General features: G+C 42.4%; 11 protein-coding genes. 2 read left to right on the forward strand and 9 right to left on the reverse strand.

Features of this window, described 5'->3' with window-relative positions; translation table 11 throughout:
* Positions 1 to 31: 31 nt before the first annotated feature.
* Both JZO70_RS04270 and JZO70_RS04275 read right to left on the reverse strand, forming a co-directional pair.
* On the reverse strand, positions 32 to 661 hold the full coding sequence (locus tag JZO70_RS04270) for a signal peptidase I (protein WP_242703768.1): 630 nt from the start codon (positions 659 to 661) through the stop codon (positions 32 to 34).
* Between the two features lie 501 nt (positions 662 to 1,162).
* A complete protein-coding gene (locus JZO70_RS04275) occupies positions 1,163 to 2,197 on the reverse strand; it encodes an aspartate-semialdehyde dehydrogenase (RefSeq protein WP_207672304.1) in 1,035 nt (344 codons plus the stop codon).
* A 194-nt stretch (positions 2,198 to 2,391) separates the two neighbouring features.
* Between JZO70_RS04275 and JZO70_RS04280 the strand changes: the two genes are divergently transcribed.
* Positions 2,392 to 3,285: an LCP family protein gene (locus tag JZO70_RS04280; RefSeq protein ID WP_207672305.1), complete on the forward strand. Its 894-nt coding sequence runs from the start codon at positions 2,392 to 2,394 to the stop codon at positions 3,283 to 3,285.
* 89 nt (positions 3,286 to 3,374) lie between these two features.
* Here the strand turns inward: JZO70_RS04280 and JZO70_RS04285 are convergent, their stop codons facing one another.
* From JZO70_RS04285 to JZO70_RS04315, 7 genes are all read right to left on the reverse strand, one after another.
* Complete coding sequence (locus JZO70_RS04285; RefSeq protein WP_207672306.1) at positions 3,375 to 3,650, reverse strand: helix-turn-helix domain-containing protein; 276 nt, start codon at positions 3,648 to 3,650, stop codon at positions 3,375 to 3,377.
* The gene (locus JZO70_RS04290; RefSeq protein WP_207672307.1) at positions 3,637 to 4,005 is read right to left on the reverse strand and encodes a type II toxin-antitoxin system RelE/ParE family toxin; all 369 of its coding nucleotides are present in this window, start codon (positions 4,003 to 4,005) and stop codon (positions 3,637 to 3,639) included. The genes JZO70_RS04285 and JZO70_RS04290 overlap by 14 nt, the downstream gene beginning before the upstream one ends.
* 244 nt (positions 4,006 to 4,249) lie before the next feature.
* Complete coding sequence (locus JZO70_RS04295; protein WP_207672308.1) at positions 4,250 to 4,471, reverse strand: CsbD family protein; 222 nt, start codon at positions 4,469 to 4,471, stop codon at positions 4,250 to 4,252.
* 61 nt (positions 4,472 to 4,532) lie between these two features.
* The gene (locus JZO70_RS04300; RefSeq protein WP_207672309.1) at positions 4,533 to 5,135 is read right to left on the reverse strand and encodes an alpha/beta hydrolase; all 603 of its coding nucleotides are present in this window, start codon (positions 5,133 to 5,135) and stop codon (positions 4,533 to 4,535) included.
* Positions 5,136 to 5,218: 83 nt separating this feature from the next.
* Entirely contained in the window at positions 5,219 to 5,539 is a 321-nt protein-coding gene (locus tag JZO70_RS04305; RefSeq protein ID WP_207672310.1) for a DsrE/DsrF/TusD sulfur relay family protein, read from the reverse strand.
* A gap of 184 nt (positions 5,540 to 5,723) precedes the next feature.
* A complete protein-coding gene (locus JZO70_RS04310) occupies positions 5,724 to 10,220 on the reverse strand; it encodes a bacterial Ig-like domain-containing protein (RefSeq protein WP_207672311.1) in 4,497 nt (1,498 codons plus the stop codon).
* A gap of 136 nt (positions 10,221 to 10,356) precedes the next feature.
* Positions 10,357 to 11,112, reverse strand: a complete 756-nt coding sequence (locus JZO70_RS04315) for a helix-turn-helix domain-containing protein (RefSeq protein WP_207672312.1) — start codon at positions 11,110 to 11,112, stop codon at positions 10,357 to 10,359.
* 429 nt (positions 11,113 to 11,541) lie between these two features.
* On the opposite strand from JZO70_RS04315, the gene JZO70_RS04320 reads away from it, so the two are divergent.
* Positions 11,542 to 12,993, forward strand: coding sequence for an AcpB/EbpR/MafR family transcriptional regulator (locus JZO70_RS04320; protein ID WP_207672313.1), 1,452 nt, complete (start codon positions 11,542 to 11,544; stop codon positions 12,991 to 12,993).
* Positions 12,994 to 13,003 lie beyond the last annotated feature (10 nt).

The following is a 13,003-nucleotide window of genomic DNA, read 5'->3' on the forward strand; positions in this document are numbered from 1 at the left end:
TCTTCCCTTCTTAAAAGAATTTCCCCTTAATTTATGATTTAACTTCTTTGCGGCGTGTGACACGCTTAGCTACAAAGTCATATCCCAAAAATAGTAGTATTGGTATCCCAATACAAATCAGCATCCCCAGTGGTGTACGTGAGAATAAAATAAAGTCTCCCACACGAGGTACACGCTGCATAAACTTACCTATAATCCGATCTTTTGCTACTGGATCTAAATCCTCAGTATTATTGGCATCACCTTTTGTCGTGAAGGTGTCGGTCTCTTGGTCATAAGCGACAATTCGGTGAATGACCGCTGTCTGACCGCTCTGGAACATAATGATATCGCCGACCTCTAATGTATCTGGGTCAGTCTGTCTAGTGACAACCATGTCTCCTGCCCGGATCGCATCTGGTTCACCGGTATTCATGGAATTTGTGACAACAGCCATCGGGGCAAAACCCATTACGGTAGGTATCTCATCCGGGTTCAAACTGCCTTTCACGATGATCACAAGGTTCGCAATCAGGATGGGCAACAACAGTAAACAAATAACAATCGCTATCCAACCGGTAATTTTTTGCGGCAATGATTTATGGGATTTCTTCTCAACTTCCTGCTCTTCGATTACCTCACCTTCCTCGCCCTCGCGAATATCCATTTCACTCTTTCCCATCACAAACGAGCACCTCCCCTTTTCGCAAAAACAAGCTTCATTTATCTCACTTTCGCCTTCTGGTGTAATTAAAGACCAAAAAATTGCCAGAAGCTTCTCTATAATTATAATAATATAACAATTATAAAAAAACAAGATATTTTTCGACAATTAAAGCAAACGAATTATTCGAAAAAATATCACCTGTTGTAACACAGAAGAAAAATAATTGTGGAGGCAGGATTATTTGTTTTATTAACAAATAGTCAAATTCAAGAAAAAAATTCTGGAGGAAAAAGTTGATATAACAATCAATAACCCGTCTCAATAATCTGATTTTTCTATTTTAGTTTTCTTCAAAAAAGAGATCAAATAATTGCTTTCATAGTACACCTGTACCATAGATATTATCGATCATCACTGGCAATTTTTAACTATATCAACGCAGTATCCTCGTATAATTATTTAGAATGTAAAAAAGACGCTCCTCCTCAGAAGAACGTCTCACATTACGATTAAGTTTTATAGTAATTCCATTTCCACCATTTTTTCAGCGATTTGGACCGAGTTCCAAGCGGCACCTTTTAACAAGTTGTCTGAAACAACCCACATATGCACGCCGGTTTCAACATCTAAGTCTTTACGGATGCGGCCAACAAAGGTTTCTTTACTGCCGACACTGTTAAGTGCTTGCGGATAAATCTGTTGGCTAGGGTCATCTTCTAAGACAGCCCCTGGTGCTTTAGCGATCACGTCTTGGATTTCTTTCACTGTCGCTGGTTTTTCTGTTTCCACATAGATGGATTCAGAGTGACCAGACAAGACTGGGATACGGACACAGGTAGCTGAAACTTGAATGCTGTCGTCTGACATGATTTTCTTGGTTTCGTTGACCATTTTCCACTCTTCATAGGTATAACCTTCTTCAGCGAAAACATCAATTTGCGGTAAGGCATTGAACGCTAATGGGTAATGCTTTTTATCGCCACCGCTTGGCAGGATGTTTGCTTCCATTGGTTCACCACTCAAGAAAGCTTGCGTTTGGGTTTTCAATTCTTCCATCGCTTGGTTACCGGCACCGGAAACGGCTTGGTAAGTTGAAACGATGACGCGTTTTAATCCGAATGCTTGACGCACAGGCTCTAAAGCAACCATCATTTGAATGGTAGAACAGTTCGGGTTAGCGATAATTCCTTTATGCTCCCGCAATGCTTCAGGGTTCACCTCGGGCACAACTAACGGGACTTCTTTATCCATGCGGTAATGGCTTGTGTTATCGACTACCACCGCACCGCGTTTTACAGCTTCCGGAGCGAACTTCGCTGAAATGCTACCGCCAGCTGAAAATAAAGCCAGGTCAACGCCTTCAAAGGATTCAGGTACTAATTCTTCAATGATCTTAGTTTCGCCATTGAAGGTTAATTCTTTGCCTGCGGAACGGATGGAAGCTAAAAATTTTACTTCGCCTAAAGGCATGGATGTTTCTTCTAACATCTTGATCATTTGTGTGCCTACTGCACCAGAAGCACCTACCACAGCCACGTTGACTTTTCTCATTCTAATCACTCTCTCATTTCATAGTATTTTTACCATTCTATCATATACCAATTAAATGACAACCTTTGTTTTTACGATAGAACTCGCATTTTTTGATTTTTTCTAAATTTTCGAATTCTTTCTCCGATATGACTACCCATCTGATGAAAAAAGTTCATAATAAGCACGAATGATAGAAGAAATGAGGAAATTTTATGAAAGCTGTCAAACGCGGATTACTGATCCTACTGGGAGCGATTGTCCTAGTAGAGGGTTACTTCGCATTCTCCTTTATTAACGGCTATGAATCAACGAAAAATACCACCACCGAAGCTTCAATTGAGTTCAACGGAGAAGAAGCGCCGGATGTGAACGACTTGAATGTGCTGATTATCGGGTCAGATTCCCGCGGAGAGGATCGCGGCCGATCAGATTCCCTGATGGTGGCCCATTATGACCAATCTAAAAAGACTCCGAAGCTGATTTCCATCATGCGAGACAGCTATGTGGATATTCCAGGCTACGGCATGGATAAAATCAACGCCGCTTATTCCTATGGCGGGATCGAACTGGTGCGGAAGACCTTAGAAGAGAACTTCAACTTGCCGATTCAATATTATGTTGTCATCGACTTTGATCATTTCAAAGACGCGGTAGATACTCTGTTTCCAAAAGGCGTGACGATTAACGCTGAAAAAGATCTGGATTTAGATGGTGTCTTCATTGAAAAGGGCAAACAAAAAATGGACGGCAACACGCTTTTGCAGTACGCTCGCTTCCGCAAAGATGAAGAAGGTGACTTCGGTCGAGTTCGTCGCCAGCAGCAAGTAATGCAGGCCATCGCCGAACAGGTCACCAACGTTACTTCCTTAACTAAGCTGCCGAAAACAACTGGTAAGCTATTAGGTTATGTAGAAACCAACGTACCGGAAAATACGATGCTTAGCGTCGGCAAAGACTTTGCTTTAGGCAAAACCGAAAGCATCGAATCCTTGTCTGTCCCTGTAGATGGTTCGTGGCAGTTCAACGACTATACCGAAAGCGGCAGTGTCATCGAGCTGGATACCCAGCAGAATACTGAAGCAATTGAACAGTTTTTAACTGAATAATAGATGGAACGGTCCTCCTTCCTAGTGAGGCCCGTTTTTGATAAACAGACAGAACCCCAGCAACTAATAGTTACTGGGGTTCTGTCTGTTTATTTAAATTCAATTCGTACTTCTTTTCCTACTTTTGTGGCGATTTCGTATAGGACTTTGAAGCTAACATTCATCGATCCATTCTCAATTCGAGCAATCGTACTTTGAGGCTTCCCTACTCTTTCTGCTAGTTCACGCTGGGAAACACCCAACTCTTCTCTCAATTGGGCTACAGCCACAGCTACGCTCAGTCGTTGCTTTTCTTTTTCAAACCCTTCTGCAAACTTAGGGTCACTTGCTTTTTTTTGTTCGATTAACTCTTTAACAGTAGTCACTACAATTCCCCTTTCTTGTACAGTTCCCTAATTTTTTTGCATGTTCAATTTCTTTCCTAGGAGTTTTTTGAGACTTCTTAGTAAATCCATGAGTGATAAAATATTCATTTCCTACTTTTTGAAAATAAATCGCTCGTTGAATATTACTTCCAACCTTAGATCGCAGTTCGTAAAGGTCTGTTTCCAATTTCTTTCCCCACTCCATTTTTTGAACAATGAGCAATCCAAATTCTTCTGTTTGATCGATCGTTGCCAGCAATTTTTCTGCGTCTTTTAATGGTAAAGACTCAACAAAATCCATAAATTCACTAGTACCATCTTTTCTTTTTATGATGTGAAATACTAGTTTTTCCATATGTATAGGATAGCACGTTCGCTATCACTTGTAAAACCGGAAAATACGAATTCCTTACTTCGTTAGTTAAATACGTCCAAAATTCCAAAAATGCATTTTTTAGTTCGCGCATAAAGATATGATGGAACTTACATTACCTATTTAGATTCAAACTTAACTTGTCGTAGGACTCTTTGATGGGATATCCGAAAACTATAAACAAAGAAAAAACTGACAACTCCATCAGGAATCGTCAGTCGTATACTTAGTCTTCTTTCTTCTTGTTAAATTTATCCTTCAGCTTTTTGCCTTCGTTTTTGATGTCGTCGCCTAGGTGACGGGCATCGTTTCTCAAGTCAGCTCCGAAAGATTGACCTTTGCCTTTTAGTTCTTGGCTCTTGTCATCTCTTACTTTGCCAGCTGTTTCGTTGGCCTTGCCTTTTGTTTTGTCCTTCATATCTTTTAACTCTTTGTTTGCGTCTGTCATAATAATGACCTCCTCTTTATTACAGAGTAGGCCTTATTTAGTTTTAGCACAAATTTCCCGCCTATAGATTCTCCAGCCAATTGCGGGCAGATTGCAGCTCTTCCATATTGATCTGATGGCCAGCGCTGGTTTCTTCCACCGTGACATCGGCATTCCGTTTTTGGAAGGCAGTGACTAATTCGTCAAAGGATTCTTGGCTGACAATCGGATCACGATCGCCGCCGTAAGACAGCCAAATACGTTTATCAGACAGATCAAATTTCTGCGTATGCACCTCTAAAGACATGGGATGGAAAAAGACACCCTGGCGCAACGGTGTTTCCCGCTCCAACAATAGATGCGCAGCAATATTGGCCCCATTAGAGTAACCTACCAGCACCCAATCTTCCATAGCGACACCTTTGTCTTGGCTTTCTTTCTCAATCGCAGCCAGCAGCTTGTCACTTTCTTCTTCTAAGCTTTCAAAGTCGAACTGATTCAAGCCATTGCGCTTAAAGAAACGGTTCATGCCGTCTTCTTGAATTTCGCCCCGGAAAGACAAAATGCGGCAGCTGCCGTCCATAAAACGGGCAATATCCACCAGTGACGTCTCATCGCCGCCAGTGCCGTGCAACAGCAATAAATTCTTACCATCAGATTTTCCAGCATCATATAATGTTTTCATCGCTACTCCTCCATCACTTACTTTTTATAAGTTAAAGGTAGCATGTTCCACCACAGATGGCAAAGAATCTGTTTACAACTTAGTTAGAAGGTCACTACTTTATCAGCCCATTCCACCATTTCTACACAGTCAAACATGGTAGAGATCGGACAACTGGTTTTGTCCTCTAATTGACGAGACTTCAAACAAGTGCCGCAGGCTAACAGTTCCCCGCCAGCTTCTTCTAATTTCTTCATTTGATCCGGCACATCGTAGGCTTCATCCTCAATCGACTCTACCTCTACGGCTTCCCCCATCAAAAAGAATTTGACCTCGTGCTGTTTCTTCAAGCTGGCTACGCCAAAGCGGAAGGCATTCCAAGCTTTTTCCGGTTCTTTAGTTTCTAGGATAATTGCTAGTTTCATTTGTGCTTCACTCCTTATTGAGGTAATTTTTATTCTGTTCGTATACGTTATTACTACCTATATTATAGTAGGTTTTTGATTTAAACAAGGGCCATTACTAGTAGTTTGTACTTTGAAATAGCTGATGATTATCCAACCACAAACAAACGGCTAAGCGGTTCTCATCGCTTAGCCGTTTATTAGTTTATCCTTGTTTTCGTTTACGCAAGAAGTATACTGCCGCAATTACCAGCAGGCCTCCTAAAATGTACATCCAGCTTTGCTGCTGTTCCCCGGTTTTCGGGAAGCTTTTGCTTGTTGCTGCTGTGGTGGTACGAACAATTTGTTCAGGAGCACGTGTTGTCGGTGTCTGCTTCGGCGCAGTCACAGGTGTGTTCCCATCAGAAGAACCCGTCTCTTTTTTGACCTCGTCTTCTTTTTTACCCTCATCCTTTTTAACAACTCGAATTTTAGCCGTAGCGGTGACTGTGGCTTCTGGAGCCAGCACCCGCTGCAATAAATTATCGGTGAATGTTCCATTTTGAGCAATTGTATACTCTACTTCATACTCGCCGACCTTGCTGGTATCGACGGTGCCTTTTGTGCGCACCTCTTTAAATTCGATCGCCTTGCCATCCTTATCGACGGCCGAAACAAAATTATCGGCTGGTGTCCATTTGTCACCAACATAAATCGTGGAATCAACGACAGAGAGACTTGCCTGGTTCTCTTTCACCGTAACAGTCGCTACTGCACTAGCCCCTTGATAAGAATAGGTTATTTGGTACTTGCCGGCCTTTTCAGTATCCACAGTTCCCGTAACGGTCACCTCTTTAAAATCGACCGCTTTACCTGATTTATCCGTTGCTGAGATAAAGTTATCAGCGGCAGTCCATTCATCACCGACATAAAGCGCAGAATCCTTGGCTGCAATAGTCGTTTGGTCAGCAACCACGTGGATCACTGCAACGGCTCTCTTGCCCCCATTTCTATACACGACTTCATAATCGCCAGCCTTAGCTGTGTTCACATCGCCTTCAACCTTTAGCTGATCCAAGCTTAGCGCTTCGCCGACTTTATCAGTAGCTGATACAAAGTTATCGGCCGCTTCCCATTTATCACCTACATGGATGGTTGAATCTTTAGCCATCACGCTGGATTGATCCGCCAATACGGTCACTACTGCTACAGCACTAGCACCTCCATAGGAATAAGTCACTTCATAGCTTCCCGGTGTATTCGTATCAACTTCTCCAGACACAGTTACGACTTCGAAATCTACCGCATTTCCAGCTTTATCAGTTGCTGATACGAAATTATCTTCAGCAGTCCAGTCATCGCCAACATAAAGCGTACTGTCCTTCGCTTGAACAGCCTGTTGATTGGCTAACACATGAACCGTGGCGGTGGCCGTTTTGCTGCCATTTTGATAAGCAACTTGATAATCACCGGCTTGGGCAGTATCCACCTCGCCAATTACTACCAGCTGCTCCACTCCGATTTCGGCGCCTGATGCATCCGTAGCTGAAACGAAATTGTCCGCTGCATTCCACACATCCCCTACGTAAATAGTGGAATCCTGCACGGCAACACTGGTATAGTCTGGTACAGCATCTAGATATATCTTGAAATCATTGTTAGCCTTCATCAGCTGGATTTCCTTGCCTTGAAGGTACTCATCAGGAATCGTGTAGCCTTCTGGTGCATTGGTCACGAACAACAAATACTTACCGGACATGATCTCAGCGAAGTGATAATCCCCTTGGTCATCTGATTTAAACGAAAGAGATTGTCCAGTTACCTCATCCACCAATACCAGATCCACATCCGAAATCGCGGTTTTCTCATCATCCGTTGCTAACACATGGAAATCCGCCTCCGTTTGATAAACAATCCCTTCCGAATCTCCTTCAGAAAACTGCAAATTCATCACAGGTGTGACAGCCGTCCGGGTTGCTTCATCCAAGCTATCAATACTTTCCGAAGAGATCACTGCTTGGGTGGAAACTTGTCCAGGATTTTTCGAAATGACATTGTAGCTGATTTCAATATTTTCAGTCAACGTATAATCAGAAAAGACCAGATTAACGCCTGTCTCGGTTTTCTCCACTTGGTAAGCCGTCTCCGGAACACCGGAAACTCGAATCGAATTCACGTCGATCGAACCGTTGGTATTGCCTTTAACCGAAAGCTCAAAAGTAGGATTCACTACCTTTTTAGTTTTGGCATCAATATTTTGCGTTTTAACCGTACTTTGCGTCAGATTGTTCAGCTCCGGCACGGCATTTTGAGCGGCCTCGATGATCTTGCTGCCTTCATTTTCTACCCGGGCATAAGCCACCATCTCTTGATTCTTATAAAGGGGTTCTTTGGCATTGCCCTGAACAGTGATCGCCGGAGTATTGAGCCAGCCATTAGCATACTTGTATTCGATAATGTAACGCTTGTTGGTTTTACCGAAATCAAAAGTATAGGTACTGCTGGTTTCATCGAAGGTAACCGTTGGATACGCTTCGGACTGCTCACTCATCGGCTGATCAAAATAGTAGCCTCGATCCCAATATTGAGGATAAATAGAATCCACTTGATCATTGGATACATCATAAATATCATAGACAACTTCGGTATTTTGCGGGATTTTAGTTTTCACCACTAAATCATCCTGTGTGTCCTGACGAGCATTCACTAAAAATTGGTTTTTGCTGGCCTGCAGCGTGCGTTCAGAGTATAATTTCCGACCAGTCGTAACAGTGGTGTTCACCGTGTCGTAACCGTCTGCCTTAATCGTCACTGGCAGCTTATCAACCGGGATGAACACATCGGTTGCCAAGCTGTCAGGCACATAATTAAACCCTAAATCGAACTGAATCGATTGAGTAACTGGTGTTGTAAATTTGACCACCGAACCCTTGTCCGTTGGTGTAATCGTATAGTCTTCTCCTAATTTATAATAGAAGGAAACATTTCGCAGCTGCCGCAACGATAGATACGCCGGATGCTCCACCGTAATTTCGACATTCTCAAGAGGTGCAGAGGTACTCCCTTCAAGTCCAACACTAGCGTCACCCGCATAGGCGCCGTTTTGGAAATAATTCCCCCAGGCAGTTTCTACACTAGTGGGGTTTAACACATACATCGGCTGAACATAGGTATCCTCAATAATTTTGTAAGCTTGATTAATCAAAGACGACTTGGCATTCACAATAATGTCTTTGCTGTTGAATGGAACCTTGATCCGGAAAAGTCCCAATCGCAGTGTACTGTCTTTTTTCGCTGTCAGAGTAACAGTATCGTCTGCTGCCTCCACATCAAAATAATCACTGACCACGACTGATTCATACGCAGCATTATTGGCCGTCAGGTTCACCAATTCAATTGGCTGTCCATTTTGACTTGTAAGGATAATCTGTTGTCCGGTGGTCATTTTTGTTGGCATTTGATGGATGTACAGGGAATAGTTGCCCTTTTCATACATGCTGCCGTTGGCAATGGAATCATAGCCCCGGGAGTAGACTTCTTTTTGATCCTTGCTGGTTTTGGCGGTTAGTGCCAGACCGCCGTACTTCGCCGTTGTCCGTTTTAAATAAACATTGCCAAAACCGGTCGTCGGATACCCCTTAGAAAATAAATAGGAATAATCACTGACACTGGCCAGTCCGATGAAAAAATTGTAGCGAATCCCGTAAGCTTTTTGCTGATTCAGCTGGTTGATTTCTACCGAGGTGTCGTACAAAGTATTGCTGGTAACGGTGTAATCACCGCCTTCAGTCAAAAGCTTTTCACTGGCTGGCAGGACATTCCCTTTTACATCCACATCATATTCATAAACACTCATAGCCGTCCGGTCTTCTTTTTCAAATACCGCTCCAGGTGTTGCCGTCAGAGCCAGCGACAATTTTTCTTTTCCCGTCAAATTACGATCCAAATTGTAGTAAATTGTTCCGTTTAAACCGATGATCCCTTGCGTTTCGCTGTATTTTATCGGATCAACTTCTTCGTAAAGATCGATGGGGTAACTGCTTTTTTGAACAGCGTCTATCATCACATCCATCAGAGGCTGACTGTCAGTGTATAAATAGCTCTTCAAATTCAAAGAGAAGCTTGCATCGGTAATTCGCTGATTAAACTGAATGGTCAACAGCTGACTGGCCGCCGTTACCTTCCAGCTAGCATCCAGATTTTTGATGGTTCCTTCGCTGCTGGAATACCCCAGATGATCCGGCAGCTTCATTTCATACGTAGAACCAGGTGCATAATTCTTATCCGCGATCAAAAAATCCAGATTCAACTGCACTGGCGTATTATTTAACAATCGAGTACGATCCGTTTGGCTGAATTCGACCCCCTCCATTGACGAAAGTGTTCCCTTTGCCAAAAGAGGATCAGTGATCGACTCATTGGCTGTCAGAACAACTGATTTTTCCTTCGGCGTACTTTCCACTGGTTTCTTTTCTTGTGAATCTTTTGGTTCTTCCGTGGTGGTTGTGGCGGATTCCGACGTAGATACTGCCGTAGAGTCAGACACCTCATTTCCAGTTGACGGCGAGGTAACTGTCGTCAAATTTGAACTGCTTGAAATTGTTTCTAACGCCTCACCTGTTGAGCTTGCCGTTGTCGTCTCAGCAAATACAGCTGCTGGACCAAGTAAATCGACTCCTAATAAAACTAAAACCAGACTAACCGTAACTACTTTTTTCTTCATTTTCTCGCTCCTTATTTCCATTAGTGCAAAGCTTGTGAAAGCTCGTACTTTAGTGTTTATAAAAAAAGTAACGTAATCAAACAGGCTGATTTACGTTACTTTTAGTACTTCTGCTTTTTACACTGTAACAGCTCATTTACCCTGCCAATTGTCCTTCCGACTTCGCCAGCTGAATCAATTGCCAGAACTTATCAGTGAAGGCATAGCCTTTTTTCCACTGGTTCTTGATAATTTCGTCTTGAATGCCGACTTCTTGGAACTTGCTGCGAATCTTTTTCACAATATTAGACAAGGAAGACAGCTGAGAATTGGTCAATTCTTCCTCCCAAACATATTCACAAATGTCTCTGCGGGAAATCGTTTGGTTTTCCACCGAAATTAAGTAGTAGAAAACTTTGCGTTCATTGCTGGACAGCTTCCGCAAGGCTTTCAGGAATTGTTCTCCTTCAGATAGGAAGAACTGGCTCTGAGCATTGAAGTTCACCACTGAAGAATTCCCGCCCATCCCGACTTTTGTCAGGTTGCTGGCTGTAGAACGTTCGATTTTTTCTCTCAACACTTCCAATGAATCAGATACTTCCAACCATTCATCAATCGTGAACTCGTCAAACTGCGCCCGTTCTTTTTTATCAGGCATAAATTCCACTTTGCGGAATACCTTGGTTTGTTCTGAGTTTAAAACTTTAAGCACTTCTGCCATTTGGTTATCGGAGATCGTTTCACTAATGATCACAATTTGGAAAAAATTAACGATGTTCATCAGAAAAACTTTATTATCCAGCTGGTCAAAATCACACGTTGTACAATAGACTTCGTGGCTCAGACGCTGAATATTTTCTTGAAGCTCCTGTTCATTTAATATATTTTTGGTGAGTATTAAAACTTTGCGCATAAATGTTTCCTCCATCTTTTTGATTTTTTTACTGACTAGACAGGTCCGCTGCTCCATTGTCCGGCTTACACTTTAGCAGAATCAATCGGAATAATTTTGTTATATTCCATTATTAAGCCGCGGAATGCCGAGGGGCCAATAATTTCTAACATAAAATTGGTTTCAGTTAGCCAATTATATTCATTAATATAATTAAAACAGCAAAAAACCTTTTTTTATACGTAAACGACTCTTTTATTACCTCCTTTTAATCCATTGATTACTTTCCTGTTTATTGAAACTAAATTTATGTGCAAAGCCATTTCTAACGAAAAATGCACGTTTTTGATCCTTTTCTTTCATTTTTTTGTTATAATACGAGTCAAAACCATCCTAAAATGACTTTTGAGCTTTAAAAGGTTGCAGGACGAAGGAAGAGGAAGTGAGTCTATGAGACAATTGTTGTCAGCCAAACACAATATCCAATTGAGTATTATGGAAGCTTTTCTAGCGAAAAACGAAATTGCCATCGAGGAGCTGGAGGCGCTGACTGGTGCATCGAAGCAAACAATCCGTACATATATTGACGAAATTGAACAGTCCACTGACTTTTTTGTGATCCAACGAGGAATGGGGACTTATTTTCTGAAACGAAACAACCGGACTACCTACAGTACGATTTATCGCTATTTTTACCAAGAATCGATTCATCTGAGACTGATAGAGTACATCTTCTTGAATCCATTTTCTCAAACCAAGGATATTGTCGAGCATTTCGGAATTAGTCGTTCTCAGTTTAATCAGTTGAGGCACAATCTCAAGCACATCTGCAAGCTATACGACTTTTCGCTTAGCGACTCTCCTTTTAAGCTGCAGGGAGACTATCACACGATTTGTGCCTTCTATATTCCTTACATGCTGGAGAAATACGATCGCACAGATGAGTTTATTTCAACGGAGGAAAACAAAGTGTTGGATCAATTGCTGCTGAGCTTTACGAACTTGCCTCATCGCGGCGGTATCCAGGACCATCAACGGTTGAAGGTTTGGCTGTGGGTGACTATTAAGCTAAGTAAACATTTTCCCGAATATTTGAACCATGGCTTTAGCGAAGCAGATAACGATCATTTCGTCCTTAGCCACCAACAATTTGAAGAGGCCTTTTCAGTCAAGTTCCCGGGCTTCATCAATTCAGCCTTGTCCGAGCTTTACTATTACATGGAGCAGGATGTCGCATCGCCAGAATTAATCAATAAAAAGAAAGCAGCGCTCACTTTTGCCCAAAATCTGTTCGATTTACTGGGTGGTCGTGTGCCCTTTACGAATAGTCGTGTCTTAGATACCACGCTTTCCCTTTATAAGAACCGCAACTATATTCTAAACAACCAGAAACAGCGCTTTGTCCAGAATTTCTTTGAGCAAAACAGCTGTTTTCCCGAAACGGTCGCGCAAGCCCTGCAGCAGGAATTTTTACGTTATCGAGCAGCGCTGGACAATGACAGTCTCTTTTTCGAATTGCTTTATTCCTTGATCGTCAACGAGACTACGCTGACGCAATTGGTAATGGACAATCAGCTAAAGAAAAAAGTCGGTGTATTGTACGCCTATGACAAGGATCACAGTGAGCTGTTTTCCTACCAGTTGAATAACTCTTTCACCAATAATCTTGCCTTCGAGGTGATTGATTATGACCTGTTTTGTGATGCCAAGGCCAGCTTAGAAGGCTTTGATTTTATCATCACCAGTCTGACAACGATTAAACGAGACAATTGTGTCGTCACCGATATCTTCCCGACGGTAGCAGATATCCGCTACTTAAACGAGCTGGTGAACCACTCGATCCAGCAGGATTTTGAGCAAGGCCTCAAACAAGCACTGGTCGGGCCGTTGCCGGATAATTAACCACAAAAAG

The organism is Candidatus Enterococcus moelleringii, assembly GCF_017377575.1.
GTDB classification, from domain to species: domain Bacteria; phylum Bacillota; class Bacilli; order Lactobacillales; family Enterococcaceae; genus Enterococcus_A; species Enterococcus_A moelleringii.

Excerpts from the sequence above, each read along its gene's own strand:
- JZO70_RS04320 (WP_207672313.1), top strand. The coding sequence starts at position 11,542 with ATGAGACAATTGTTGTCAGCCAAACACAATATCCAATTGAGTATTATG.
- JZO70_RS04275 (WP_207672304.1), bottom strand. The coding sequence starts at position 2,197 with ATGAGAAAAGTCAACGTGGCTGTGGTAGGTGCTTCTGGTGCAGTAGGC.
- JZO70_RS04300 (WP_207672309.1), bottom strand. The coding sequence starts at position 5,135 with ATGAAAACATTATATGATGCTGGAAAATCTGATGGTAAGAATTTATTG.
- JZO70_RS04280 (WP_207672305.1), top strand. The coding sequence starts at position 2,392 with ATGAAAGCTGTCAAACGCGGATTACTGATCCTACTGGGAGCGATTGTC.
- JZO70_RS04305 (WP_207672310.1), bottom strand. The coding sequence starts at position 5,539 with ATGAAACTAGCAATTATCCTAGAAACTAAAGAACCGGAAAAAGCTTGG.
- JZO70_RS04290 (WP_207672307.1), bottom strand. The coding sequence starts at position 4,005 with ATGGAAAAACTAGTATTTCACATCATAAAAAGAAAAGATGGTACTAGT.
- JZO70_RS04270 (WP_242703768.1), bottom strand. The coding sequence starts at position 661 with ATGGGAAAGAGTGAAATGGATATTCGCGAGGGCGAGGAAGGTGAGGTA.
- JZO70_RS04315 (WP_207672312.1), bottom strand. The coding sequence starts at position 11,112 with ATGCGCAAAGTTTTAATACTCACCAAAAATATATTAAATGAACAGGAG.
- JZO70_RS04310 (WP_207672311.1), bottom strand. The coding sequence starts at position 10,220 with ATGAAGAAAAAAGTAGTTACGGTTAGTCTGGTTTTAGTTTTATTAGGA.
- JZO70_RS04295 (WP_207672308.1), bottom strand. The coding sequence starts at position 4,471 with ATGACAGACGCAAACAAAGAGTTAAAAGATATGAAGGACAAAACAAAA.